The following is a 23,513-nucleotide window of genomic DNA, read 5'->3' on the forward strand; positions in this document are numbered from 1 at the left end:
AGTCCTGAGCAGTCTGTCGCACCGGCCCGGGTGCCGCCGAGGTTAGGCAACACTTACCCGCGTACCGGCTCTACAAAACCGTACGTCCGTCTTGCTATTCGCGCAACCTCGTGCCATGGTCGGGGCCGAGGAGGTACACCGATGATCCACCACGTACAGCTCGCCTGCCCGCGCGGCTCCGAGGACGCCTCCCGGACCTTCTACGTCGGCCTGCTCGGCATGACCGAGCAGCCCAAGCCGCCCGCGCTCGCCGCCCGCGGCGGATGCTGGTTCACCGGATACGGCGCCGACCTGCACCTCGGCGTCGAGGACGACTTCCGGCCCGCCCGCAAAGCGCACCCCGCGCTGCTCCGACCCGACCTGGACGACCTGGCCGCCCGGCTCGCCGCCGCCGGCGCGCCCGTCACGTGGGGCGACGACGAGCTGCCCGGCATGCGGCGGTTCCACACCGAGGACGCCCACGGCAACCGCCTGGAGTTCCTCGCCCCGAGCGCCTGACCCCGCCACCCGACCGCCCTCCACCGGGCTCGAGGCGCAGCCGCCGCGGTCCCGCCGACCTTCTCAGAACCGGCCGGAGTGGGCTCCTTTGCCGTGCTCCCGTTCGTCGCGGCGGGCCCGCTGGAGGCGCTCCCGAGCATCCCGCCGGACCTGGCGGAGCGTGCTGCCGCGTCGTGCCGGCGAGCCTGCTGGAGTGCGCTCCCGTGCCGTTTCGGCAGGCCCGCCGCTGCGGGCTCGCGCGGGTAGGGTTCGAGGCCGGACCGGGGGAGGGCGCGTGCTCGACGTACAACACTGGCTCGTGGCGCTGCCGCCGCTGGCCGTCTACCTGATCGTCGCCGGCGTGATCGGCGTGGAGAGCATGGGCGTTCCGCTGCCCGGCGAGATCACCCTGGTCAGCGCGTCGCTGCTGGCCGCGGCGGGCGTCGTCGAGCCGGAGTGGGTGGCCGGCGCTGCCGCGCTCGGCGCCATCGTCGGTGACTCCGCCGGGTACGCCATCGGGCGCCGCGGTGGCCGCGCCCTACTGGCCCGGCTGGGCCGGCGCTTCCCGAAACACCTCGGACCCGCTCAGCTCGCCCGCGCCGAGCTGAGCTTCGCCCGACACGGCGTCTGGGCGGTGTTCTTCGGCCGATTCATCGCCCTGCTGCGGATCCTCGCCGGACCGCTCGCCGGTGCCCTGCACGTGCCGTACCGCCGATTCCTCGCCGCCAACGCGGCCGGCGGGTTGGTCTGGGCCTTCGCCACCACGTACCTGCTCTTCCACCTCGGCCGGGTGGCCGAGCACTGGCTCAAGGACGCCTCCTGGATCGGGCTCGGCCTGGCCGTGCTGGCCGGCGTCGGCAGCACCTGGTGGCTACGCCGACGGGCCCACCGGGCGGTGCACACCGAGTCCGAGCCGGAGCCCGGCGAGACGGTGCCGGCCCGCAGCCGATGAGCACGACGAAGGGCCGGCCCCCGTGGTGGGGGCCGGCCCTGTCGCTTGGTGCTGTGTTGCTGTGTTGCTGTGTTGGGGTCAGTTGGTGGAGTAGCCGCGGGTGGCGATCCAGTCGGCGAGGTTGTCGACGCTGACCCGGTAGGAGGCCATGTTGGGGTCGGCGCTGTCGGCGATGGTGACGGTGTGTCCGTCGTCGCGGTAGCCGATGACGCTGATGTAGTGGCCGCCTTCGAAGGAGTGGGTGTTGCCGTCGGTGTCGGTGGTGGTGCCGGCGATGTTGGCGACGACGGCGCGTCCGTCGTTGATGGTGCGGACGATGTCCTGGCGCAGCTTGTCGGTCTGCTTGTCGTCGGCCTTGGTGGAGCTGATCTCGACGGACTTGTAGACGTTGCTGCCGGTTTCCTTGTTCAGGACGGGGGTGATGTCGTTGATGGAGTTGGTGCCGGCTTCGGTGGTGCCCATTTCCTTGGCCATGGCGTCGACGTTGATGTCCTTGCCTTGGACGGAGAGGGCGTTGCGGGTGGCGGCGGGGCCGCAGTAGTAGAAGTTGGGCTGGGCTTCGTAGCGGACGTTGAGTTCGCGCTCGCCGCTGTTGTTCTTGCGGTCCTGGACCTGGGCGGGCTTGGTGTCGGCGGGGGCGGCGTGGGCGGCGATGGCGGGGCCGGCGATGCCGCCGCCGGCGGCGGCGATTCCGGCTGCGGTGAGGACGGTCTTGCGGATCAGATCGGTACGCATGGTGTGTGCCTCTCTGTTCGGGGGTGCGCGGCGGCCCGCGTTGGGGGGCGGGTGCCGGGAGGTTCTTGGGGGTGGGGCCGGCTCGGCGGCGTGGCCTGCTCGGGCGGCTCGGGGGTGTAACGACCGGTGGTGGGCCGGTGATTCCCGGGACCGGGGGCCGGTCGGTGACGGTCACGGCCGGGGGCTCGTGGCGTCGGGGGTGTGCAACGGCCGGGGCGGGTTGGTGATTCCCGGTGTCGGGCCGGTGGCTTGGGCCGGGGGTCCGGTCGGCCGGTGGTCCCGGTGGCCGGCGGCGGCTCGGGGCCGCGCCGGTATGCCATGTTCAACGACCCGGCCGGGCCCACGATTCCGGGTTGAGGGTGGCCCCGCCCACGGGACCCGCACCCCCAAACCGGACACCCCCACCCGCCCGAACCGGACAGAAGGCACGCGCGGAACGGTCGACGCGGATGCCGCCCGCAGATCTTGGCGGATTAGTGCCCCTACAGGGGCACTAATCGTCCAAGATCTACCGCGCCTCGCCCGGCTCGACCTGTGGCCACGGTCGATCATGCAGTTGTGGTGCCTTGCGAAGGGTGTGAATGTGCCTTTATCGGGCACCACAACTGCATGATCGCCGGGTGCGGGTGCGGGTGCGGGTGCGGGTGCGGGGTGTTTCTTGATCGGCTCTTTCGCCCCGGTGGCACGGGGTTGGGCGCGGGGACACCGCAATGTCGATGACACGGTGGAACTGCCCCTGGACGAGTGAGTGGTGGCCTGAGGGCTTGATCGACCCGGGTTCCACGAAGCCGGGGTGTCGGCATCGGGTTGTCAGCCCGATATCAAGGATGTCGGGTGACCAACCGATCAGAGCCGCCCGGCCGGTCCGCCGCGACCGGTCCGCCCTGGCCGGTCCGCCGCGGCCGGTCCGCCCTTGGCCGGTCCGCCTTGACTGGGCGGGCCTGGGCCCGTTCGCCCACCGGCCTGGCGTTTTCCGCCACGGCTTGCGGGAATGCGCCGGGCGGTTGGAAAGCGTGACACCGGGCTTCCGGTGTCCTCGCCACGGACCGAGAGGAGTCGCCCTGTGTCGCAGCACGGCCTGCCGACCGTGGCGCAGCGGCCGACCCCGGTCGCCGGCGCGCCGCTCTACTGTGACGCGCGGGAGTTCGGGTTGCAGGGCGACGGGGTGACCAACGACCAGCCGGCGCTGTCGGCGCTGGTGGACCGGCTCGGTGACGGCTACGCGAGCGACGGTCGGGCACGGGTCATCTACTGCCCGCCGGGGCTCTACTCGATCCGCGACGCGGGCACGGTCTGGCGCAGCGGGGTGTCGCTGGTCGGCGCGGGTCCCCGGGCCACCCGGTTCCTGCTCAGTAACGAGGGCAACCGGGCCGACCCGACGCCGCTGGCGTACTGGACGACGGTGCAGCACGGCGCGGACCGGGACCGGCACATCGCCGACTGCATGTTCGCCGACTTCGAGATCGACGGGTCGGGCGTGGCGATGGCCGAGTACAGCTACCTCGCCAAGGGGTTGGGCCTTCAGTACGTCGTCCGTGGCGTCTTCCGCAACCTCTACATCCATCACACCGGGGCGACGGGGTTGGGCTGTGACTTCCTCCAGGACAGCCTGATCGACGGGTGTGTGGTCGTCGGCTGCGGCCGGCTGGACAACGGCCGGCAAATCGGGGGCGCCGGCATCGGTGTCGGCATCGGCGGGTGGGGGGACGTGGAGCGGCTCACCATCGCCAACTGCACCACCATCGCGAACGGCACCAACGGGATCTTCCTGGAGCTTCAGAAGGATTACTGGCCGCCGCCCCGGGGCTTCCGCATCGTCGGCTGCCACAGCCAGGCCAACCGGTTCGGCATCTCCGACTGGGGCGCCGACGGGCTGATCGTGTCGGCCTGCACGCTCACCGGCAACCTGGAGGCCGGGTTCGACGTCTCCGCGAACGGGACCGCGGGTGTCGCAGGCCGGGGCGGCCTGCTGTCCGACTGCGTCATCGACCGCAACGTCGGCGACGGGATCAGCGTGGGCAACACCCCGGGCCCGTACGTCGTCCGGGGCAACCGGATCAGCGGCAACGGGGGGTACGGCTACCACCAGCACGACCTCGGCAACGGGTTCCAGGGCGCCGCGTCGGACATGGTCATCGACAGCAACGAGTTCTGGGACAACGGCCTCGACGGGATCCGGATCGACCGGCCCATGTCCGACGCGACCGTGGTGAACAACCGGATCCGCAACAACGGGCGCCGGTGTGCTCCGGCCGCGTCGGGTGGGGGCGAGTCCGTGCGGTACGGCCTCCGGTCGATGAGTGACCGGTCGGCGAACTGGCCCGTCGACGGACACCGGGGCAAGGTGCTGCGGGTGGGGTCCCGGACGGCGGTGGTTGCCGGCAACTCCGGAACCGAGCTGGACCTCGCGGCGGCGCGGCCGGACGAGCGCGTCGCGTGGAACGAGGACACCCCGGCCCCCGGCACCCCCTACGAGTTGCCGGAGCCGCCCTCGGTCCGCGCCGGCATCACGATCAACGCGGCCGTCGACACGGCGACGCTGCGCGGCAATCGGATCTGGGACCACCACGACGACCAGACCCAGACGTACGGACTCTGGATCACCTCGCAGGGCAGCTGTGTGGACTGCCGGATCGTGGACAACGACTTCGCCGACAACGTCGACGGGTCGGTCCGCCTGGACACCCCGCTGGTGGGTGGCCTGTGGGATCGCAACTACCAGGAGCGCGGCTGACGCGCGGCGCGGGTCAGGCGTCGTCGGCGTTCGCCGTGGCCTCCGCGTGCCGGGCGCGCAGCCGCTCCCGGATCTCCTCCGGGGTGTACGCGCGTCGCCGTCGCTCCGCTCGGGCGATCACCACCCCGGTCGCCGCCACACCGGCGAGACCGGCCAGCCCGAGCACCTTCCACCACCGCATCGGTCGCCGCATCGGCCCAGGGTAGACCGCGGACCTCCGTCAGCCGGGGCGCGACACCCGCTGGGCGACGCCGGTGCCTGCTACCCGAGCCGGTTCACGTGGTCGGACCATCCGTCGGCGGGCAGCAGCAGCCGGCGTGGTTCCTTCGCCTGGCACACGAGCACCCGGCCGGCGAGCGTGTCGTCAGTCAGGAGGGTGGCGACCGCGTCGGCGATCTCCGTGGCCGGTATGGCCGGTGGCGTGCGCGCGCGAGCCGCCGGGGTCATCGTCTCTCGGTCGCGCCGCGACGCCGGGGTGTCCACCAGGTCGGGGCACACGCAGTTCACCCGGATGCCGAGCCGGTCGCGCAGTGGTGCCAGGCAGGCGGTCAGCCGGATTACCCCGGCCTTCGCGACCGCGTACTCCGGCACGCCGTGCACGCCATGGCCGAGCCCCGCCACCGACGCGACGTTGATGATCGCGCCGCCCCGGGGCATCGCCTCCAGCGCCAGCTGGCAGGAGAGCAGCACGCCGCGCAGGTTCAGGTCCAGCGAGCGGATCCACCGGTCGGCGTCGGCCACCGGGTAGGCCGGGCCGGTGACCCCGCCCGCGTTGTTGACCAGGATATCGATGCCGCCCCACTGCTGGACCGCGGCATCCATCATGGCGCGTACGCCGTCGAGTTCGGACAGGTCCACCTCGACGAAGGTCGCGCCCAATCGTCGCGCGGTCGCACGACCGGCCGCAGCGTCGACATCGGCGACGAGGACGCTGGCGCCGTCGCCGACGAGTCGGGCGGCTACGGCCTCGCCGATGCCGGCCGCGCCGCCGCTGACCACGGCACGACGGCCGGCCAGGACCGGTGAAGGTGATGGTGGGAGTGTCATGGCGTCGTTCTACTCCCGACCCCTGACATGGAATCAGTGTCGATCACTGGCGTCGGACGTGCCCAGCGGGGGCGGATCCGCCTAGTGTGGACGTTCATGAGCATCAGCCTGGACGAGGCGGTCGAGCTGACCCGTACCGGCGACGTGTGGGTGTTCCGCGGTCGCAGCGTGCCGGACCGGGCGATCCAGTTCACCACGAACAGCCCGGTGAACCACGTCGGCATGGCGGTGGTGCTCGACGACATGCCACCCCTGATGTGGCACGCCGAGCTGGGCCGGTCCCTGCCCGACCTGTGGTCCGGCACCCACCAGCGTGGGGTGCAGTTGCACGACCTGCGGGACGCGGTCTGCGTCTGGGCCAACCGCTACGGCCAGCGGGCGTGGCTGCGGCAGCTCGACCCGGCGGCCGACGCGGAGATGGAGAAGGCGGTGCTGCGGACGATCGCCCGGCTGGACGGCACCCCGTTTCCGTCCACCGCGCAACTCGCGTGGCGGTGGCTGCGCGGAAGGACGCCACGGCTGCCCCGCCCCGCGCTCCGGCCCGAGGTCCGGCCCGGCACTCGCCCCGCGACCCGGGCGTCGGCGGGTGCTCCGGACCGGGCCCTGGAGACCGCGTACTGCGCCGAGGTGGTGGCGGTGACGTACGAGGCGATGGGGCTGCTGCCCACGGGTAGGCGTCCGAACTGGTACGACCCGGGGCGGTTCTGGAGCGGCGACGACCTCGGTCTGGCGGGCGGTGCCCGGCTCGGCAGTGAGATCGAGGTGCGCGTTCCGGCGCGTTGAGGTTTGGTCGGGCCGCTGACCGGCAAAGACTTCCGCCGTGAGAGCCTCCGCCGACCTCGGCACCCTGACCGACTTCTTCGACCGGTACGGCGCCGCGCTGACCGGTGCCGACCTGCCGGCCGTCGCAGGCTGCTACGCCCTGCCCGGGCTGGTGGTGGCCGACGCGTACAGCTTCTCGTTCACCTCGCTGACGGCGGTGGCACTGTCGTTCGTCGGCGCGGCGCCGGGCTACCAGGAGCGTGAGCTGGTTGCCGCGCACGCGCTCATCGAGGACGTGCAACCGGTATCCGCGCTGCTCACGATGGTCGCGGTGGAGTGGGAGTTCCTGGACTGCCGGGGCCAGCGGGTGCCCGGGGAGCGTTACCGCTACCTGCTGCGCAGCACCCCTACCGGTCCGGTGATCTGCACCGTCGTCCGCACCGGCTGACCGGCCGTGCCGCCCGGCCACCCGTTTTCCGGCACGCCCGGGCCGGTCGGTCCGTTCCCCGTCGTCGGCGTTCCGCGCGGTCGTCACCGCTGACTACGCTGGCGGATCGGCTCGGAGGAGAGGGGACGCATGCCCGTGCGGCCTGTCGGACCACGGGAGTCGGGGACCGCGCCCAAGGTGGTGGCCTCGGTGCCGTGGATCGTCGTCGTGCTCGTCGTCGTGACCCTGGTGACGATCGTGCTCGTCGCGTCACTGTCCTTCCGGGGGCGTGAGTCGGAGCCTGCCGCCGACCTGCCGCCGCTCGCCCTGCCGATCGCGCCGCCCTCGTCGACCGCCCCGGTCAGCGGGTCGCCCGGCCCGTCGAGCCGGCAGACGGCGGAGGCCAGGCCGTCCCGGTCGGCGACGCGCTCCGCGCCGGCCTCCCGTACGCCGTCCCATACGCCTGCCGCGCCACGAGCGACGGCGGAGCAGCAGAGCGCCGACGGCGGTGGCGCGGTGGTGGCGACCTACCGGGTCCGGGACGTCGACCCGGACAGTGTCGAGGCGGAGCTTCTGGTGACGAACGACACCGGCCGTGCCGAGGCGTGGACGGTGCGCCTCGACTTCGGCGCCGCGGTGCGCGGTGTCCGGGTGGTCAGCGGTGGTGGTGTCTCGCTGACCAGCCAGGGTGACGGCCGGTTCGTGCTGAGCGGGCGGCAGGCGCTGGGCGCCGGCGCGTCCGTCGAGTTGGGTCTCCACCTCAGTCTCCACGTGGGGGTCGACGTGCGCACCGGCTGCACGGTCAACGGCGACAACTGCGTCCTCGGCTGACCCGCTACGCTCACCGGGCACCGCGCGAGGGGGAGGAAGATGTCGGGGACCGGTAGTACGCCGCGATCGTCGGAGAGCCGGGCCATCGCGTCCTCGCCCTGGATCGTGGTGTTCGCTGGGGTGGTCGTGATGCTCGTGCTGATGGTGGTGGCCCTCGGCACGTACCGCGGCCGGGGCCCGACCGTGGAGGTGCCACCGGGACCGCACGTGGCGCTGCCACTGGTCCCGCCGTCCGGCACCGCCGAGCCCGATGCCAGCGCCACCGACGCGGCCCCCGGCCCGACCGCCCGACCGTCGTCGACGGTCTCGGCTCGGCCGTCGCGGTCGTCCGTCGGACCGTCCGCCAGCAACCCGGTTCCCACGACGTCGCCGAGCCGTTCGGCGGTGCCGACGGTGACGCAGCGGGCGTCCACCGCGCCGGCGGCGCCGCCCTCGATGACGGGACAGTACGACGTGGAGCAGCGGTTCTCCGGCGGCTTCATCGGTGAGGTGAAGGTCAGCAACGTCTCGGGGAGCCGTTCGTCCTGGACCGTGGAGCTGGACTTCTCCGGCAAGCGGATCATCGCCGCCTGGGTGACGAACACGGGCCAGGGGACGCTGCGCCGCGGCGACGACGGCGTCTACACGTATCGCAGCGGGGTGGACCTCGACCCCGGTGCGTCGGCGCGTCTGCAGTTCCACGTGGACAGCAGCAGCACCACCCCGGCCCGGTGCGTCGTCAACGGCACCGGCTGCACCGGTCTCTGACCCCGTCACAACGGACGGGCCTCGCCATCGGCGGGGCCCGTCGTCGTTCGTGTGTCCGTCGTGGAGGAATGCGACCCGGGCGGGCCTCCTTCCGCAAGGACACTGTCGTGTTACGGCGATGTTTGCAAGGTATTGCAGAACCTTTCGGCAACGGCTAGCGTGCGGGCCAATCAGCGACCAGAGGAAGGCCGTCGATGAAACCCCCGCCGATGCCGCGCAAGGTCCTGCTCGCCCTCGCCTGCCTGCTCACCCTCACCCTCGTCGGCACCCCGGTCGCCGTCCGGCAACTGTCCTCGGACACCGGTGGCACGACCGCCGCCCCGGTGACCGCCGCCGGCGCCGCACAGTGGCGCACCGAGCCGTCCGCCGAGACGCTGCTGGCCGCGGGCCGAGACGGCGGCAGGGCGGAACAGTTCTACTTCGTCCTGCCGGACCGGTTCGCCAACGGCGACCGGCGCAACGACCGCGGCGGGCTGACCGGTGACCGACTGCGCACCGGGCTCGACCCGACGGACAAGGGCTTCTACCACGGTGGCGACCTCAAGGGCCTGATGGACCGGCTGGACTACGTCCAGGGGTTGGGCACCACCGCCATCTGGCTGGCGCCGGTCTTCAAGAACCGCCCGGTGCAGGGCCGCGGTGACGACGTCTCGGCGGGCTACCACGGCTACTGGATCACCGACTTCACCCAGGTCGACCCGCACTTCGGCAGCAACGACGACCTGAAGAAGCTGGTCCGGCTCGCCCACCAGCGGGGCATCAAGGTCTACCTCGACATCATCGTCAACCACACGGCGGACGTCATCACGTACGCCGAGGGACGCAACTCGTACGTCGACAAGGCGACCTCGCCGTACCGGGACACGCAGGGACGGCCGTTCGAGGACAGCAACTACGCCGACGGCACCCGGGAGTTCCCCCCGGTGGACAAGACGTCCTTCCCGTACACGCCGACGTTCGAGAAGCCGGCGGACGCCACGGTCAAGGTCCCCGCGTGGTTGAACGACCCCACCATGTACCACAACCGCGGTGACTCGACCTTCGCCGGCGAGAACAGCGAGTACGGGGACTTCTTCGGCCTGGACGACCTGTGGACCGAGCGTCCGGAGGTGGTGCGCGGCATGACGAAGATCTACGCCGACTGGGTGACCGGCACCGGGGTGGACGGCTTCCGCCTGGACACCGTCAAGCACTCCAACCTCGACTTCTGGCCGCAGTTCAGCCAGGGGATCGAGCGGGCGGCCGACCGCGCCGGCACGCAGGACTTCTTCATGTTCGGCGAGGTCTACAGCGCCGACCCCGAGGTGACCTCCACGTACGTGCGGCGCGGCGGCCTGCCGGCCACCCTCGACTTCGCGTTCCAGGAGGCGGCGCGCGGCTACACCGCCGGAGCCGGCTCCGCCAAGGCGCTCGCCGACGTGTACGCCCGGGACGACCTGTACGCCGCCCGGGACACCGACGCCAACCGGCTCACCACCTTCCTGGGCAACCACGACATGGGCCGGATCGGCTCGTTCATCGCCGGTGGCGGCACCGACCCGGCCACCCACCTCCGCCGCGACCAGCTCGCCCACCAGCTGATGTTCCTCACCCGGGGCCAGCCGGTCGTCTACTCCGGCGACGAGCAGGGCTTCACCGGCCCGGGCGGGGACAAGGACGCCCGGCAGGACATGTTCGCCTCGGCGGCGCCCGAATACCTCGACGACGACCTGCTGGGCGCCGACCGCACCCACGCCGTCGACCAGTACGACCGCGCGCACCCGCTGTACCGCACGATCGCCGAGCTCGGCGCGCTGCGGCGGGCCCATCCGGCGCTGCGCGACGGCGTCCAGGTCACCCGGCACGCGGCCGACGGCCCCGGCGTCTTCGCCTTCTCCCGCGTCGCGCCGTCCGAGCGCACCGAGTACGTCGTCGCGGTGAACAACGCCGACACCCCGCAGACTGTCACCGTGGACACCTGGTCGGCCGGCACCACCTTCACCGGCATCTATGGGGCGGCCGGGACCACCGCCGCGGCCGGCGACGGCAAGCTGACCCTGAGCGTGCCGCCGCTGTCCGCGGTGGTGCACCGGGCCGGGCGCCCGATCGCGCGGCCCGCCGGGGCGCCCACGATCACCATCACCGCGCCGACGCCGGACACCCCGGTCGCCACCCGCGCCGCCGTCACCGCCCAGGTCACCGGGGACCCGCTGGCCACCGTCACGGTCGCCGCCCGGGTCGCGGGTGGCCCGTGGACGCTCCTGGGCAGCGCGCACCACGCCCCGTACACCGTGCACCACGACCTGACCGGGCTGGCCGGGGGCACCCGGATCGAGTACAAGGCGGTGGCCCGCGACGGCCGTGGCCGCACCGCCACCGCCCGCTCCACGGCCACCGTGGGCACCCCGGAGCTCGGTGGGTCCCGGGAGTGGGCGGTCGTGCACTACCAGCGGCCGGCCGGTGGGTACGACGACTGGCGCCTCTACGCCTGGGGTGACATCGACCCGGCGTACGTCACGCAGTGGCCGCAGGGCCAGCCGTTCGCGGGGGAGGACTCCTACGGCCGGTTCGCCTGGGTGAAGCTCAAGCCCGGCGCGACGTCGGTGGGCTTCCTCGTGATCGACTCCGCCGGCAACAAGGACGTCGCCCAGGACCGGAGCATCGACGTGACGCGGACCGGTGAGGTCTGGGTCAGGCAGGGCGACCCGACGGTCCACCCGACCCGGGAGGCCGCCACCGGCGAGCCGGACCTGCCGGTCGAGGAGGGCACGGCGGTCATCCACTACCGGCGGGCCGACGGCACCTACGACGGCTGGGGCCTGCACCTCTGGGACGGCGCCGCCCAGCCGACCGAGTGGTCCGACCCGATGGAGCCGACCGGCGTCGACGCCTTCGGCGCGGTCTTCCGGGTTCCGCTGGCCGCCGGCGCCACCGGGCTGAACTACATCGTCCACCGCGGCGACGAGAAGGACCTGCCGCAGGACCAGCGGCTCGACTTCGCCGGCGCCGGACGGGAGGTGTGGCTGCTCGCCGCGACCCCGGGGCACCTGCTGCCGTCGGCGACCACCGGCGTCTCCGCCGACCTGGACATCACCAGGCAGAAGGCGCACTGGATCGACCGGTCCACCGTCGCCTGGTCGGCCGGGCCCACCGACGGCCGCCGGTACGCCCTGGTCACCGCCCCCACCGGCGGGGTGAGCGTCGTCGACGGCGAGCTGTCCGGGACGTACGCCACGCTGCCGCTCACCGCGCTGCGCAACGGGTTGACGGAGGCCCAGCGGGCGCGGTTCCCGCACCTGTGGGCCCACGGCGCCTTCGCGCTCGACCGGGGCGACCTGGCCCGCGTGCCGGACGCGCTGCGCGGGCAGCTGCTGGTGACCGAGCGGGACGCGCAGGGGCGGCTGCTCGCGGCCACCGGCGTGCAGATCCCCGGGGTGCTCGACGACGTCTACGCCCGCGCCGTGGACGCGCGCCTCGGGCCGATCTTCGCCGGGCGGGTGCCCACCCTGTCGGTCTGGGCGCCCACCGCGCGGGACGTGTCCCTGGAGCTCTTCGACTCACCCACGGCCGCCCCGCGCACGGTGGCGATGCGCCGCGACGACCGCACCGGGGTCTGGTCGGTGCGCGGCGACCGGGACTGGCCGGGGCGCTACTACCGCTACCGGGTGCGGGCCTGGCAGCCCGCGGCCCAACGGGTGGTCACCGCCGCGGTGACCGACCCCTACTCGGTGGCGCTCGCCCCGGACTCCACGCACAGCCAGCTCGTCGACCTCGGCGATCCGTCGCTCGCCCCGGCGGGCTGGTCCGCGCTGCGCAAACCGGCGGCCGTGCCGTCGAGCCGGGCGCAGGTCTCCGAGCTGTCGGTCCGGGACTTCTCGATCGCCGACGCGTCGGTGCCGGTCGAGCGGCGAGGCACGTACCTCGCCTTCACCGACCCGTCCACCACGGGGATGAAGCACCTCGCGGCGCTCGGCGCGGCGGGCGTGACCCACCTGCACCTGCTGCCCGCGTTCGACTTCGCCACCATCCCGGAGCGCCGTGCCGACCAGGCGCAGCCGGCGTGTGACCTGGCCGCGCTGCCGCCGGACTCGGCCGAGCAGCAGCGGTGCGTGGCGGCCGTCGCCGAGACCGACGGCTACAACTGGGGGTACGACCCGCTGCACTACACCGTGCCGGAGGGCGGCTACGCCGTCGACCCGGCCGGCGCGGCGCGGACCGCCGAGTTCCGGCGGATGGTCGCCGGGATCAACGGCGCCGGCCTGCGGGTGGTCATGGACGTGGTCTACAACCACACGTCGGCGGCCGGCACCGACCCGAAGTCCGTGCTCGACCAGATCGTGCCCGGCTACTACCACCGGCTGCTGGACGACGGGTCGGTGGCGAACTCCACCTGCTGCGCGAACACGGCGCCGGAGCACGCCATGATGGACAAGCTCGTGGTGGACTCGCTGGTCACCTGGGCGAAGGCGTACAAGGTCGACGGCTTCCGGTTCGACCTGATGGGCCACCACCCCAAGGCCAACATCCTCGCGGTGCGCGAGGCCCTCGACCGGCTGACCCTCGCCCGGGACGGGGTGGACGGTCGGTCGATCCTGCTCTACGGGGAGGGCTGGAACTTCGGCGAGGTCGCCGACGGCGCCCGGTTCGTCCAGGCCACCCAGGCCAACATGGCCGGCACCGGTGTCGGCACCTTCAACGACCGGCTCCGCGACGCCGTACGCGGCGGAGGCCCCTTCGACGCCAACCCCCGCGCCCAGGGCTTCGCGTCGGGGCTGTTCACCGACCCGAACGGTGACCCGGTCAACGGCGGCGCCGCCGAGCAGCGCGCCCGACTGCTGCACCAGCACGACCTGATCAAGGTCGGGTTGACCGGCAACCTGCGGGACTACCGGTTCACCAACTCGGCGGGCGAGCGGGTCACCGGCGCGCAGGTGGACTACAACGGCTCGCCGGCAGGCTACACGGCGGCGCCGGGCGAGGCGGTCACCTACGTCGACGCGCACGACAACGAGATTCTGTACGACGCCCTGGCGTACAAGCTGCCGCAGGGCACCTCCGCGGCGGACCGGTCGCGGATGCAGGTGCTGGCGTTGAGCACCACCGTGCTGGGCCAGGGCACCGGGTTCGTGACCGCCGGCAGCGAGCGGCTGCGCTCGAAGTCGTTGGACCGCAACTCGTACAACTCGGGGGACTGGTTCAACCAGATCCGCTGGGACTGCGCCCAGGGCAACGGCTTCGGAGCGGGGCTGCCGCCCGCGGCCGACGACGAGGACAAGTGGTCGTACGCCCGACCGCTGCTCGCCGACCCGGCGCTGGTGCCGGGCTGCGCGGCGATCGACACCACCGCCGCCCGGTACGCGGAGCTGCTGCGGGTCCGCGCGTCCTCGCCGGTCTTCGGGCTGACGAGCGCGGACGAGGTGCAGCGCCGGGTGGCGTTCCCGCTGTCCGGCACGGCGGAGACCCCCGGGGTGCTCACCATGACGCTCGACGGTCGGGGCCTGGACCGGCGCTGGGCGTCCGTGACGGTCGTCTTCAACGGCACCCCGCGAGCGGCGACGCAGCGGCTGCCCGGCCTGCGCGGTGCCGACGTGTCGCTGCACCCGGTGCTGCGGACGTCGGCCGATCCGGTGCTGCGCACCGCGTCGTTCGAGTCGTCGACCGGCACGTTCACCGTGCCGGCGCGCAGTGTGGCGGTGTTCGTGCAGGCGCGGTGACGCCGACGCGGACCGGCCCCCTCCCGCTGGTGCGGGAGGGGGCCGGTTCGGTGTTTCGGCGTCACCGGTGCGGCCGGGACCGGCCGGCCGGACCGGAGGGCGTCAGCCGAAGCAGTTCGGAACGTTGTCCGGGCTGCCCTTGCAGTTGGTCGGCTTGTTGCCCTTGATCGCCGACTTGTCGTCGACGTCCACGTCGCCGCGGTAGTTGAACACGCCGCCCGGCTTGTAGCTCGAGGAGTTGTCCGCCACCTTCGTCTTCTGCAGGTCGACGTCGCCGCGGACGTTGAAGATGCCGCCGGCGATCCCGATCAGGCCGGGTGCCCGGTTCTTGACGATCTCGCTGTCCCGGAAGGTCACCTGGCTGAACAGGTTGAAGACACCGCCACCGAAGAAGCCGGCAACGTTCTCCGACACCTGGCTCTCCTCGACCGTGGCGTTGCCGCCGAAGGCCAGGGCGAGACCGCCGCCCACGCCGCCGGTGGTGTTCTTGGCCACCAGGACGCGCTTCAGGTCGAGCTGGCCGTCCGCGGCGGCGAGACCGCCGCCCGCGATCAGGGCGTCGTTGTCGGTGATCTTCGAGTGCTTGACGGTGGTGTTGCCGCCGAGGTCGAGGAAGCCGCCGCCGAAGCCGTACGTGTCGTTGCGGGTGATCTCGGTCTTCTCGACCCAGACCGTGCCGCCCTTGGTGTCGTCGTACAGGCGCAGTTCCACGGCACCGTTGGAGATGCCGGCGCCGCCGATACCCGCCTGGTTGTTCTCCACCTTGGACTCTTCGACCTTGAGCACGCCGGCGTTGAAGATGCCGCCGCCGAAGAAGAAGGCGGTGTTGTGGGCGACGGTGGTCTTGCGCAGGCTGGTCTTGCCGTAGTTGGCGATGCCTCCGCCGTTGCCGCCGGCCTGGTTGCCCACGACGTGGGTCTTCTCGAGGTCGGCGCTGCCGCCCGACTGCACCAGGAGACCGCCGCCGTCGTGCGACCGCTTCCACTCCTTGTCGCCGCCGGGCTGCGGCGCGGCCTCCGGCGCCGCCGCCGCTGCCGCCGCCTTCGGCGCGGCCTCGAGCAGCGGCAGGTACGGCTTGCCGGCCTGGGCCGCCGCGGTCGCCTCGACCGAGTTCGAGAAGCGGGACCAGACCGCCTCCGCGGTCATGGCCGACTCCCTCTTCCGCTCGAGGGTCTGGCCGTTCTTGATGGTCAGGTCCTTGAGCGTGAGGTGCCCGCCGGGTCCCACGTTGAGGATTCGGAAGTACTCGGCGTTCGCGGCACGCTCGATCTTGGTGTCGTGGCCCTTCAGGGTGATGTCTTCCTTGATCACCGGCAGGCCGTTGCCCTTCTCCGACCGGGTCAGGGTGTAGGTGCAGTTCTTCGCGAGCTCCAGCACGCCGCCGTGGTTGTTGTTGGCGAAGATGATCGCCTGGATCAGCTTGTCGGAGTCGCAGGGCACCTCCTTCCCGCGGTCCTTGTGGTCCCGGTCCTTGCGGTCTTCCTTCTTGCCCTTGTAGTCGTCCTTGCCCCTGTCGGCGCCCTGGTCGCCGTCCTTGGTGACCTGGGCGGTGGACCACTTCAGGGCGTCTACACCGACCGCGCCGGCACCGGTGGCGATGCCGACGGCGGCAATGCTGACCACGCCGGTGAGACCGGCGACGCCACTGGCGAGCCAGAACTTGCGACGCCCCTTCGGCGTCGACCCCGGCTCCGAGGCGTTGTTCTTAGCTAGGTAGTTGGACATCGGAGCTCTCTGCCCTCTCCTCGTACCAGACAGGGTCGCCACGCCAGAGGCGGGCGTCCCCTGCTACAAATCGGTTGTAGCTCCCGAATCAGACGGTATGAGAATCTTCCTCGCCTCGGGCTCATATCCGAAACAACCCCACATTCGGTACGCACCCTCCGTGTCCGCGCGGAGGCGCCACTCCGGGGGCACGGACCCCAGTGCCGTCCGCACCCGTGCAGGGGTGACTACGGACTGTAACCGTCGCGAAACGGCCCGATCGGTCCGTGCGGCCCCAGCCGAGCCGAATGCGGATGCTGAGAGGGCTCCCCGCAGCCGCCGGGGCGGTGCGAAGGAGCCCTCTCTCTATGTGGTGTCGCTATTCGGTGGTTCAGCCGAAGCAGCGGTCCGGCACGACCGGGCTGCCCTGGCAGTTCGTCGGCCGGTTGTCCTTGACGGCGGACTTCCGATCGATCTCGACGTGGTTGTTGTTGGTCCAGATGCCGCCCGGCGGTTCGGTGGCGAGGTTGTGTGCCACCGTCGTCCGGATCAGGCGCACCCGGCCGTCGTCGTTCAGGATGCCGCCGCCCACGGCGCGCGGCCCGACCGCCTGGTTCGCCAGGATCTCGCTGTCCTCGAAGGTGACGTGGCCCCCGTCGTTGAACAGGCCGCCGCCGCCCGCTCCTCGGGAGACGTTCTCCTTCAAGACGCTGTGCTCGATCACCGCCGTGCTGCCCGCGCCGACGCCGATGCCACCGGCCTCCGCGTCGGCGTAGTTCTTGGCGACCACGACGCGCTCCAGGCTCACGTTCGCCCGGCCCACGGCGACCAGGCCGCCGACGTCGCCGGCGGACGTGTTGCCGGAGACCTCGCTCTCGGTGATCGTGGTGTCGCCACCGTCGAGGTAGACGCCGCCCGCCAACTGGCTCGTGTGGTTCTGCGTGATCGCCGACTTCCACACCCAGACGGTGCCGCCGAAGTTGGCGATGCCACCGCCGCCGTACCGGGCGGTGTTCTGCGTGACCTTGGACTCCTCGACCCGCAGGACCCCGGCGGTGAAGATGCCTCCGCCGAAGCCGTCGGCGCTGTTGTTCTCCACCGAGCTCTTTCGGAGGCTGGTGGTGCCGAAGTTGGCGATCGCCCCGCCGTCGCCGCCGGCCTGGTTCTGTACGAACGTGCTGTGCTCGATGTCGGCGTGTCCACCGCGCTGGACCAGCAGGCCCGCCCCGTCGAAGCTGAGGATCGGCGGCTGCGTGGTGGTCGTGCTCTCCGGCGCGGCCGGCGCGGTGCCGTTCGGCTCGGCCGCCGCCGGGCCGCCGGGTGCCGCCGTCGGAGAGGCCGACACCTGGGGCGCGGCCGCAGGCGGTGCGGCCAGCGCCGGTTCGGCGGCCGGTGCCGCCACCGCCGGTTTGGCCGCCGGTGCCGCCAACGCGGGCTTCGCCGCCGGTGCCGCCGGCGCGGCCCCAGCCGGCGCGGGGCCGCCGAGGTCGAGGGTCGCCAACGGTGGTGGGACGATCTTCCGGGCGAACGTCTGCCCACCCTTGATGGTCACGTCCTTGAGCGTCAGATGACCACCACTGGCCACGTTCAGGATCCGGAAGAGCTCGGTGTTGGCGGCCCGGACGATCTTGGTGTCCTCACCCTTGAGCACGATCCGCTGCTTGATCACGGGAAGACCGTTCCCGTACTCGTTGCGGGTCAGCTCATAGGTGCAGTGCTTGGCCAACTCCAGGGTCGCGCCGTGGTTCTTGTTGGCGAACGTGATCGCCTGAATGAGCTTGTCGGTGTCGCAGGGCACCTTCTTGGCCTGGTCGTCGTGCTTGCGGGCGTCGTCCTCGCCGCGCCAGTCGCCGGACCGGTCGTCCTTGCCCTTGTCGCCGGTGTCGTCCCTGCCCTCGTCGGCCTTGCCCGCGTCGCTGACGTTCTGCTTCGGCGTCGACGCTTGGGCGTCCGAGAGCCGGTTCGCGTTGCCGGACTTGTCGTTCCGGGCGGCCAGGCCACCCAGTGCCGCCAGGCCGACCACGCCGGTCAGTCCGGCAACGCCGGCGGCCACCCAGAGTTTGCGCCGCCCGCGTGTCGGTGCGCCCGCGGGCGGGCCACCGTCAGGTCTCGTTTCGTCATCAGACATCAGAGCGTTCCGCCCTTCCTGCTACCAATAGGTCACACCGTCAGAAGAGGGGTGACCAGCCACAAACCGGTTGCAGCCTCTGAGGAACACCGTATGAGAATGATCCTCGCGACGAGGATGTATCCGAAAAAAGCCCGCATTCATCTCAGTTCGGATGTCCTCGTCGAGAAGCCGCAGGGCTCGGCAGGAAGCGCCATGACGAGCGCAAAGACGACGGGCCCCGCCAGCGGCACCGTCGACGCCGAAACGTCGCATACCGCTGGCGGGGCCCGTCGTCGGGTCGTACCCCGGTCAGCCGGGCAGGCGCGGGCCCGCCTCGCGCTGGGCGGCCAGCCAGGTCTCCACCTCGTCGGCGGCGCGCGGCAGCCCCGCCGACAGGTTCACCGCGCCGGTGGCGGTGACCAGCACGTCGTCCTCGATCCGGACGCCGATGCCGCGCAGCTCCTCGGGCACCAGCTCGTCCTCGGGCTGGAAGTAGAGGCCCGGCTCGACGGTGAGCACGTAGCCCTCACCCAGCGTGCCGTCGCGGTACTTCTCCTTGCGCGCGTTCGAGCAGTCGTGGACGTCGATGCCGAGCATGTGCCCGAAGCCGTGCAGCGTCCAACGCCGGTAGACCGTCGACTTCTCGTCCATCGCCTCGTCCACGCTCACCGGCAGCAGGCCGAGGTCGGCCAGCCCCTCGGCGAGCACCCGCATGCAGGTCAGGTGCACGTCGCGGAACTTCACCCCGGGCTTGATGACGTCGATGCCGGCCTGCTGCGAGGCGTACACGATGTCGTAGACCTGCCGCTGGAGCGGGCTGAACCGGCCGTTCACCGGCAGCACCCGGGTGACGTCCGCGGTGTAGAGGTGCCGGTTCTCGACACCCATGTCCATCAGCAGCAGCTGGCCCGGGCGGGTCGTGCCGTGGTTGTGCACCCAGTGCAGGATCGTGGCGTGCTCGCCGGCGCCGACGATGGAGCCGTAGCCGACGTCGTTGCCGTCGTGCCGCGCGCGCAGCCCGAAGACACCCTCCAGCAGCCGCTCGGAGATCCCCCGGTCGGCGGGGAGCACCCGGGCCACGTCCTCGAAACCGCGGACCGTGGCGTCGATGGCGTCCTGGAGCTGGGTGATCTCCCACTCGTCCTTGACCAGCTTCAGCTCCGAGATCGCGGCGGCCAGCTCACGGTCGCGGGGCGGCTGGCCCTCCGCGCGCGGGCCGTCGTACGGGCGCACCGCCGCGTCGACGCCCGCGTCGAAGCCGCGCAGCACCCGGGTGCGCCCCGGCGCCAGGTCGGCCAGCGCCGCGGCCAGCTCGGTGAGGTCCGCCGTCGGCAGTCCCAGCTCGGCGGACTTCTCGCCCAGCGTGTGCCGCCGGCCCACCCACAGCTCGCCGTGCCGGCTGCGGAAGAACTCGTCGGTCTCCCGCGAGGAGCGGGGGCGCATGTACAGCGTGGCGTCGTGCCCGGAGCCGTTCGGCCGCAGCACCAGCACGCTGTCCGGGTCGTGGTCGCCGGTCAGGTAGGCGAAGTCGCTGCCCGGCCGGAACGGGTAGGCGGTGTCGTTGGCGCGGACCTTCTCGGTGCCGGTGGGGATCACCAGCGTCTCGCCCGGGAAGGCCGCCGACAGGGCCGCCCGGCGCTTGGCGTAGTTGGGCACCTCCGGCCGGGGCCCGACCGGCAGCTCGGTGTCCCGCCAGCCCTGCCGCATGAACGACAGGAACGCCTCCGGAAAGTCCGGATCGTGTGATTCGGTGCCGTCGGCCTTCGTGGCGTCGGTGCGCTCCTCGGTCATGCTCCGCTCCCTCCGCGTCGATGCTGGCCCCGACCGTACCCTCCCGGCGGACGGCGGTGGAGCCGGCCGGGGGAGCGCCTCCGGATCGCCGGACGGCCGCGACCGTCGCCCGGCACGCGTGGGAAGATGACCACCATGTGCGGACTCCTGGCCTTCTTCAGCGCGCGCGGCGACGCCGCGGCGCACCGCGACCACATCGCCGGCGCCCTGGAGTGCCTGCACCACCGTGGCCCCGACGAGACAGGGGTCGAGGTGGTCGGGGACGCCTCCGGTCGGTACGCGGACGGTGTCTTCGCGCACAAGCGACTCGCGATCATCGACGTGGCGTCCAGCCACGAGCCGCTGCCCTACGCCGACGGTCGTTACCTGCTGACCTTCAACGGTGAGATCTACAACTACATCGAGCTGCGCGACGAGATGGTGCGTGACTTCGGTGCCCAGTTCGCCACCGCCGGTGACGGCGAGGTGATCGTGGCGGGCTACCACTACTGGGGCGAGCAGGTGCTCACCCGGCTGCGGGGCATGTTCGCCTTCGTCATCTGGGACCGGCAGGAGCGGCGGGCGTTCGGCGCCCGTGACTACTTCGGCATCAAGCCGCTGCACTACCTGGAGACCGCCGACGGTCTATACCTCGCCTCGGAGAAGAAGGCGCTGCTGCCGTTCGCGCACTCCAACTACCAGGGCGACGCCGGCATCGACACGGCCAACCTCAGCCACTACCTGACCCTGCAGTACGTGCCGGAGCCCGGCACGCTGCACAAGGGGATCAACCGGATCGGGTCGGGCGAGTACCTGACCTGGACCCCGGGCGGGCGCATCGACGTGCGGCGCTGGTACCGGCCGGTGTTCCGGCCCGCGCCCGTCGACGACGAGCAGAAGCTCTTCCACGAGATCCGGGAGACGCTGCGCGAGAGCGTCCGCATCCACATGCGCTCGGACGTGCCGGTGGGCTCGTTCCTCTCCAGCGGCATCGACTCCACCGCGGTGGTGGCGCTGGCCCGGGAGTTCAACCCGAACATCCTCACCTTCACCGTCGGCTACGACGTGCCCGGCTACTCCGAGATCGACGTCGCCCAGGAGTCGGCCCGCCACCTCGACGTGACCACGATCCCGACGAAGATCGGGCCGCAGGACATGATCGAGGCGCTGCCCAAGATCGTCTGGCACCTGGACGACCCGGTGGCCGACCCGGCGCTGGTGCCGCTCTACTTCGTCGCGAAGAAGGCCGCCGAGCACGTCACGGTCGTACTCTCCGGCGAGGGCGCGGACGAGTTCTTCGGCGGCTACACGATCTACCGCGAGCCGCTGTCGCTGAGCTCCGTCAACGGCCTGCCCGGCGGTGTCCAGAAGGGGCTGCGGGCGGTCTCCAAGGCGATCCCGCAGGGCGTGAAGGGCAAGAGCTTCCTGGAGCGTGGCACCACGCCGATCGAGGAGCGCTACTACGGCAACGCCCGGATGTTCACCGAGGAGGAGAAGCAGCACCTGCTGCGCCGGTACGACCCCTCGGTGCGCTACACCGACGTCACCGCCCCGATCTACGCCGAGTGCACCGAGCTCGACGACGTCACCAAGATGCAGTACGTCGACCTCTACACCTGGCTGCGCGGCGACATCCTGGTCAAGGCCGACCGGATCTCGATGTCCCACTCGCTCGAGGTGCGGGTGCCGTTCCTCGACCGCGAGGTCTTCGACGTGGCGGCCAAGATCCCGGTGGACCTGAAGCTGCCGCCGCGCTCCGACGCCACGAAGTACGCGATGCGTCAGGCGTTGCAGGGCGTCGTGCCCCCGGCGATCGTCAACCGCAAGAAGCTGGGCTTCCCGACCCCGACCCGGGTCTGGCTGCGCGGCGAGATGTACGAGTGGGCCCGGCACGTGCTGGCCACCTCCGACGCCGGCGACCTGCTCGACCTGTCGTACGCGCTGCGCCTGCTGGAGGAGCACAAGAACGAGGAGGCCGACCACTCCCGCAAGGTGTGGACCGTGCTGATCTTCTGCATCTGGCACGCGATCTTCGTGGCGAAGACCCTCGACCCGGGTATCCAGCGCAACCAGTCCGCCCTCCTGACGAAGCCGGTGGTCGGCAGCATGGTCCGCTGACCCCGCGCTCCTCGGTCCTGCCCCCTCGCTCCTGTCGATCAAGAGGTTTGCGTCACCGGACGGTCTCCGGATGACGCAAACCTCTTGATCATCTAGACGGGGCGGGTGGGTGGGTGGGTGGGTTGGTGGTCAGCGGCCGGTGCAGGTCACCGTGGGCAGGGTGTTGGTGCCGGTGCTGTTCGCCAGGAAGCCGAACGTGGTCGTCCCCTCCGGGGCAACCGTGCCGTTCCAGGAGACGTTGCTCGCCGTCACCGCCGCGCCGGACGTCGTCTGGGTGGCGTTCCACACCTGACTTATCGACTGGCCCGAGGGCCAGGTCCAGGTGGCCGTCCACCCGGACCAGGTGGAGCTGCTGTGGTTCATGAGCATGACCTCGCCCTGGAACCCGCCCTGCCAGGCGTTGACCACGCGGTAGACCGCCATGCAGTCACCGCTGTGCGGCGGCGGCGTGGTCGGGTCCGGCGGCGGCGTGGTCGGGTCCGGCGGCAGGGTGCCGCCGGGGCCCACCCCGGTGACCTCGCCGTTGCCGCCGTCGAAGGTGACGTCCGAGCAGCCGAAGAAGTTCTCCTGGCTGTCCGAGCGCACCCAGCGGGAGTAGATGATGTGCCGCCCGCTCTTGCCCGACGGGAGGTTGCCGCTGAAGTAGTAGTGCCCGTCGTTGGTGCCCACCGCGCCGCGCTGCGGGGGGTTGGTCACCGTCAGGAAGGGCTGCTCCTCCAGGTCACTCCATGCCAGGGCCCGGGTGGGGCTCCAGCTGTCCTTGGTGACGTAGAAGTAGAACGTGCCCGGGTGGTGGGCCCAGTTGCTGTACCGGAACTCCATCCGGGCGCCGGCGGTCAGGTGGGTCAGCGGCCAGTCGTTGCGGGCCAGGTTGTAGCCGGTGTAGCCGGGGTTGCCGCCACTGCACAGCTGCCCGTCGGGGATGAAGCCGACGGTCCGCCCACCGGCGTCCGACCGGAGCACGCTGAACCAGTTGTAGAGCGAGTTGGCGCCGCTCTGCGCCACGGCCGCGGAACAGGCGGGGTTGTTCGGGCGGATCTCGCCGGTGCTGCTGAGGCCGTCCTTCCAACACAGGAAGGTCCGGCTGCCCGGGGTCATCGCGGCGCCGTGTGCGGCGGCCGGCTCCGGGCGGCTGACCAGGGCGAAAGCCCCCACCGCGAGGGTCAGGGCCGCGACGAGCAACGCGGCGGTACGGGGACGGTTCACGGGTTCTCCTGACTCGCGGGGCGCGCCCTGCGGGCCGCCTCCCGGCTCGCGGGGTGGCCCGACCGCCCCGCTGCGACGAGCGGATGCGATGGTCGCGGCGTGCCGCCCGACGGGGCGTACGCCGTCCTCGGCCCGCCTCGCGGACCGGCGCCCTCGCGTGCTGTGGAACCCGGCTGCCGGCGGCTGCGGCAGCCCACCGC

The 23,513-nt window shown here is 71.7% G+C and carries 16 protein-coding genes; 9 read left to right on the forward strand and 7 right to left on the reverse strand.

The window, feature by feature from the left end:
• Positions 1-141 precede the first annotated feature (141 nt).
• Together GA0070620_RS31370 and GA0070620_RS31375 are read left to right on the forward strand one after the other, a co-directional pair.
• Positions 142-498 carry a VOC family protein gene (locus GA0070620_RS31370; RefSeq protein ID WP_091597169.1) on the forward strand — a complete coding sequence of 119 codons (357 nt, stop codon included), beginning with the start codon at positions 142-144 and terminating at the stop codon, positions 496-498.
• A 274-nt stretch (positions 499-772) separates the two neighbouring features.
• On the forward strand, positions 773-1,429 hold the full coding sequence (locus GA0070620_RS31375; RefSeq protein WP_091597172.1) for a DedA family protein: 657 nt from the start codon (positions 773-775) through the stop codon (positions 1,427-1,429).
• Between the two features lie 78 nt (positions 1,430-1,507).
• Here GA0070620_RS31375 and GA0070620_RS31380 read toward each other — a convergent pair whose 3' ends face one another.
• Positions 1,508-2,164, reverse strand: coding sequence for a C39 family peptidase (locus GA0070620_RS31380; protein ID WP_091597175.1), 657 nt, complete (start codon positions 2,162-2,164; stop codon positions 1,508-1,510).
• 1,063 nt (positions 2,165-3,227) lie between these two features.
• On the opposite strand from GA0070620_RS31380, the gene GA0070620_RS31385 reads away from it, so the two are divergent.
• Positions 3,228-4,898, forward strand: coding sequence for a right-handed parallel beta-helix repeat-containing protein (locus tag GA0070620_RS31385; RefSeq protein WP_091597178.1), 1,671 nt, complete (start codon positions 3,228-3,230; stop codon positions 4,896-4,898).
• A 13-nt stretch (positions 4,899-4,911) separates the two neighbouring features.
• Here GA0070620_RS31385 and GA0070620_RS32845 read toward each other — a convergent pair whose 3' ends face one another.
• On the reverse strand, positions 4,912-5,091 hold the full coding sequence (locus tag GA0070620_RS32845; RefSeq protein ID WP_157741739.1) for a hypothetical protein: 180 nt from the start codon (positions 5,089-5,091) through the stop codon (positions 4,912-4,914).
• 68 nt (positions 5,092-5,159) lie between these two features.
• Positions 5,160-5,945, reverse strand: a complete 786-nt coding sequence (locus GA0070620_RS31390) for an SDR family NAD(P)-dependent oxidoreductase (protein ID WP_091597180.1) — start codon at positions 5,943-5,945, stop codon at positions 5,160-5,162.
• A gap of 96 nt (positions 5,946-6,041) precedes the next feature.
• On the opposite strand from GA0070620_RS31390, the gene GA0070620_RS31395 reads away from it, so the two are divergent.
• From GA0070620_RS31395 to pulA, 5 genes are all read left to right on the forward strand, one after another.
• On the forward strand, positions 6,042-6,728 hold the full coding sequence (locus tag GA0070620_RS31395; RefSeq protein WP_091599689.1) for a hypothetical protein: 687 nt from the start codon (positions 6,042-6,044) through the stop codon (positions 6,726-6,728).
• Between the two features lie 37 nt (positions 6,729-6,765).
• Entirely contained in the window at positions 6,766-7,155 is a 390-nt protein-coding gene (locus tag GA0070620_RS31400) for a hypothetical protein (RefSeq protein ID WP_091597183.1), read from the forward strand.
• A gap of 129 nt (positions 7,156-7,284) precedes the next feature.
• A complete protein-coding gene (locus GA0070620_RS31405; protein ID WP_091597185.1) occupies positions 7,285-7,965 on the forward strand; it encodes a hypothetical protein in 681 nt (226 codons plus the stop codon).
• Positions 7,966-8,094: 129 nt separating this feature from the next.
• On the forward strand, positions 8,095-8,712 hold the full coding sequence (locus GA0070620_RS31410) for a cellulose binding domain-containing protein (protein ID WP_157741740.1): 618 nt from the start codon (positions 8,095-8,097) through the stop codon (positions 8,710-8,712).
• A 194-nt stretch (positions 8,713-8,906) separates the two neighbouring features.
• Positions 8,907-14,405 (forward strand): pullulanase-type alpha-1,6-glucosidase, encoded by a 5,499-nt coding sequence (pulA, locus tag GA0070620_RS31415; protein WP_091597191.1) that lies wholly within the window; start codon positions 8,907-8,909, stop codon positions 14,403-14,405.
• Between the two features lie 102 nt (positions 14,406-14,507).
• On the opposite strand, the gene GA0070620_RS31420 is transcribed toward pulA, so the two are convergent.
• The 3 genes from GA0070620_RS31420 to GA0070620_RS31430 form a co-directional block, all read right to left on the reverse strand.
• A complete protein-coding gene (locus GA0070620_RS31420) occupies positions 14,508-16,130 on the reverse strand; it encodes a hypothetical protein (RefSeq protein ID WP_091597194.1) in 1,623 nt (540 codons plus the stop codon).
• Positions 16,131-16,500: 370 nt separating this feature from the next.
• Entirely contained in the window at positions 16,501-18,237 is a 1,737-nt protein-coding gene (locus GA0070620_RS31425) for a right-handed parallel beta-helix repeat-containing protein (RefSeq protein WP_091597196.1), read from the reverse strand.
• A gap of 291 nt (positions 18,238-18,528) precedes the next feature.
• The gene (locus GA0070620_RS31430; RefSeq protein ID WP_091597198.1) at positions 18,529-20,010 is read right to left on the reverse strand and encodes an aminopeptidase P family protein; all 1,482 of its coding nucleotides are present in this window, start codon (positions 20,008-20,010) and stop codon (positions 18,529-18,531) included.
• A 135-nt stretch (positions 20,011-20,145) separates the two neighbouring features.
• Between GA0070620_RS31430 and asnB the strand changes: the two genes are divergently transcribed.
• A complete protein-coding gene (asnB, locus tag GA0070620_RS31435; protein WP_091599692.1) occupies positions 20,146-22,107 on the forward strand; it encodes an asparagine synthase (glutamine-hydrolyzing) in 1,962 nt (653 codons plus the stop codon).
• A gap of 129 nt (positions 22,108-22,236) precedes the next feature.
• Here asnB and GA0070620_RS31440 read toward each other — a convergent pair whose 3' ends face one another.
• On the reverse strand, positions 22,237-23,313 hold the full coding sequence (locus tag GA0070620_RS31440) for a lytic polysaccharide monooxygenase auxiliary activity family 9 protein (protein WP_091597202.1): 1,077 nt from the start codon (positions 23,311-23,313) through the stop codon (positions 22,237-22,239).
• Positions 23,314-23,513 lie beyond the last annotated feature (200 nt).

The organism is Micromonospora krabiensis (genome assembly GCF_900091425.1).
GTDB classification, from domain to species: domain Bacteria; phylum Actinomycetota; class Actinomycetes; order Mycobacteriales; family Micromonosporaceae; genus Micromonospora; species Micromonospora krabiensis.

Excerpts from the sequence above, each read along its gene's own strand:
- GA0070620_RS31370 (WP_091597169.1), top strand. The coding sequence starts at position 142 with ATGATCCACCACGTACAGCTCGCCTGCCCGCGCGGCTCCGAGGACGCC.
- GA0070620_RS31380 (WP_091597175.1), bottom strand. The coding sequence starts at position 2,164 with ATGCGTACCGATCTGATCCGCAAGACCGTCCTCACCGCAGCCGGAATC.
- GA0070620_RS32845 (WP_157741739.1), bottom strand. The coding sequence starts at position 5,091 with ATGCGGCGACCGATGCGGTGGTGGAAGGTGCTCGGGCTGGCCGGTCTC.
- GA0070620_RS31390 (WP_091597180.1), bottom strand. The coding sequence starts at position 5,945 with ATGACACTCCCACCATCACCTTCACCGGTCCTGGCCGGCCGTCGTGCC.
- GA0070620_RS31395 (WP_091599689.1), top strand. The coding sequence starts at position 6,042 with ATGAGCATCAGCCTGGACGAGGCGGTCGAGCTGACCCGTACCGGCGAC.
- GA0070620_RS31405 (WP_091597185.1), top strand. The coding sequence starts at position 7,285 with ATGCCCGTGCGGCCTGTCGGACCACGGGAGTCGGGGACCGCGCCCAAG.
- GA0070620_RS31410 (WP_157741740.1), top strand. The coding sequence starts at position 8,095 with ATGCTCGTGCTGATGGTGGTGGCCCTCGGCACGTACCGCGGCCGGGGC.
- pulA (WP_091597191.1), top strand. The coding sequence starts at position 8,907 with ATGAAACCCCCGCCGATGCCGCGCAAGGTCCTGCTCGCCCTCGCCTGC.
- GA0070620_RS31420 (WP_091597194.1), bottom strand. The coding sequence starts at position 16,130 with ATGTCCAACTACCTAGCTAAGAACAACGCCTCGGAGCCGGGGTCGACG.
- GA0070620_RS31425 (WP_091597196.1), bottom strand. The coding sequence starts at position 18,237 with ATGTCTGATGACGAAACGAGACCTGACGGTGGCCCGCCCGCGGGCGCA.
- GA0070620_RS31430 (WP_091597198.1), bottom strand. The coding sequence starts at position 20,010 with ATGACCGAGGAGCGCACCGACGCCACGAAGGCCGACGGCACCGAATCA.
- asnB (WP_091599692.1), top strand. The coding sequence starts at position 20,146 with ATGTGCGGACTCCTGGCCTTCTTCAGCGCGCGCGGCGACGCCGCGGCG.